This window comes from Pontibacter rugosus (genome assembly GCF_042678745.1).
Lineage (GTDB): Bacteria > Bacteroidota > Bacteroidia > Cytophagales > Hymenobacteraceae > Pontibacter > Pontibacter rugosus.
Genome location: NZ_JBHTLD010000375.1, coordinates 1 through 2231 on the forward strand (window position 1 = coordinate 1; position 2231 = coordinate 2231).

2 protein-coding genes are annotated in these 2231 nt (G+C 42.2%); one reads left to right on the forward strand and one right to left on the reverse strand.

Annotated features, from left to right (window positions below):
• The first annotated feature begins 99 nt into the window (after positions 1-99).
• Positions 100-1002 carry a DUF4393 domain-containing protein gene (locus tag ACFQ2O_RS21300; protein WP_377532852.1) on the forward strand — a complete coding sequence of 301 codons (903 nt, stop codon included), beginning with the start codon at positions 100-102 and terminating at the stop codon, positions 1000-1002.
• 143 nt (positions 1003-1145) lie between these two features.
• Here ACFQ2O_RS21300 and ACFQ2O_RS21305 read toward each other — a convergent pair whose 3' ends face one another.
• Positions 1146-1775, reverse strand: coding sequence for a DUF4403 family protein (locus ACFQ2O_RS21305; RefSeq protein WP_377532854.1), 630 nt, complete (start codon positions 1773-1775; stop codon positions 1146-1148).
• Positions 1776-2231 lie beyond the last annotated feature (456 nt).

Here is a 2231-nt window from a genome sequence, read left to right on the forward strand (position 1 = left end):
AGTATAATATACTACGAATTACTAAATTAGTTAGCAACAAATACTTTACTTGAGCACTCTTTGGAACCTAAGCCGCGTAACATTTTTCAACATTCAGCTATGCTAGACAAATTTTTAGACAAGATACCTACTGATAAAATCTATGAGGAGCTGCTGCAACCGAGTTTTAAGAATGTGGGCGAAGCTTTGGGAACGTTGTTAAGTATGGGTAATCTGATGCTGTTACCTCTAAAGCTTCAGGAGCAGAAAGCCAGAATCAAATTTGAAGCAAACCTGAAACGATATGCTAAGAAAATAGAAGCCAGTCTTGCAGAAGAAATCTGTGAAGTACCGCCATATGTAGGTCTACCCATTCTAGATAAACTCACTTACCTGGACCAGCACGAGCTATCCGAGGCTTTTATCAATTTGCTAACAAAAGCATCTACAAAGGCTACGGTTAACCTGGCTCACCCGTCTTTTATCAGCACCCTCCAAAACCTTTGTGCCGACGAAGCCAAAGTCCTGTTTCATTATAAGCATACAGAAAGTATACCCAGAATAGACCTTTACATCAAAAAACATACTTCTATGGCACAAGGCGCTATACTTCCTATCAATCCCGATACAGCGCCCCTGGCAGCAGAACAAACTTATACGCCAGCAGAGGAAGTAAACACAAAAGTTGCCTGGAACCTGACAGGTATGGAAGTTTTTGTAAAGCTTGATTTTCCTGAAAATGTGGATGTATACATTGAGAACATGGAAAAGCTCGGGATAATAGCCCTTGAAACAGAGGTACTACTAAAAAAGGACTTGGCTACATTCAAGCAGTTGGAGCAAAAAATCTATAAGAAGAACATCACCAAAAGTCAGCAATGGGTAGAGGAGCTAAATCAGAAGCACCCTAATACGCAGTATTCTCTGTATAGTAAAAAGAGCTATTACTACTTTACAGAGTATGGCAAGATGTTTATGAAAGCCTGCATAAAAGAACTAAACGAAACCGAAGAGAAAAGCTAGTTTAGAGCTATAGACTACTTCCGCGAGTGCAAACGTGTAGCTTTTGCCTTTTTACGCGTAGCTTCTCTTTCAGCTTTAGCAACAAGATGAGGAATAAGTTAGCTTCGGCAGTGGAGCTTCGGCTGGCCTAACGTATAGTCGCTTTAACCCTGATCTGCTTTCGGTGGTAAGAGGCTGGTTAGGTCGTGTACTGATATTTGCAAATTGGCCTGTGCCAGCAAGCGAAGCGAAAGCCCGTCTGCTTTCGGCACAAGGTCCTGCACCGCCACAGCTTCTACAGCACCCTTCAGCTCAAGCCCCTTCAGTTGTAGCCCCTGCTCTAGTTGGCTGTTCACTTTCTGCAGTTCTGCGGCAATAATGGTTTTAAGGTTTATTCGTGTTTTTTCGATGATCTGGCTGTAAGCTACCTTGTTTACCAACACTTCAAGGGCCGTGTTATAAAACCCACTCGAGGTGTTAGACTCCATCGAAAACTTTTGTACATAGAGTTGCTGAGAGACATTATCATAGGCTAAAGCAACTGAGCCATAAAGATCTACTTGGTCGCGTTTGAGCACCGTGCGCAGTATACGTAGCTGCACCCGCAGCAGCACATTATAGCCGCCTTTGCCACTCCCTGCTATACCTACATTTAAAATCCGCGCATAAGGGTTAGCGACTGTGCCTGCCTCAGGTTTGGGTATATATTCGCCTACTAATTGCTCTTGCAGTACAGCTTCCAGGGCAGCATAAGAAACAGAAATAGGTAAATTTAATTGTATAGGGCTTTCCATAAGGTTGTGTTTTGGAGGGAAAGTGAGGTAACAACAGCTTTATACTTGTGATACCAAAAACAGCTAGTGCAAAACCTATTCCTCCATATTAAGCTGCCTAAAGTTAAGCAGACAAGGGTGGCAGGCCAAATCAAATTTAAGATGAAGGCGGGTGCAAGGCTTTAAATGGCTATGAATCAAGAGGCCTTCTGTTGCTTTCAAACAAGTATAAACGCTGCGATATAGGTTACCTTAGTTAATTTACTTCTCTGCGTACGCAGCTCCAGCTGTTTTGTAACCGCTACTTTGCTGAGGGTACAAGCAGACGCTTGCACTAAAAAATTGTTATAACACCAAAAACAACTTATTCAGGTTAAAAATCTGTTTTTCTATTTTCATGAGTTCCAGCTACTTCTGCAGCTTCCTCCTTCTCACATCGAGTTTAAAAAAAACCATGAACAGCACAGACCGTATTAG

Bases quoted from the DNA above. Each gene is read 5' to 3' on its own strand.
- ACFQ2O_RS21300 (WP_377532852.1), top strand. From the start codon at position 100: ATGCTAGACAAATTTTTAGACAAGATACCTACTGATAAAATCTATGAG.
- ACFQ2O_RS21305 (WP_377532854.1), bottom strand. From the start codon at position 1,775: ATGGAAAGCCCTATACAATTAAATTTACCTATTTCTGTTTCTTATGCT.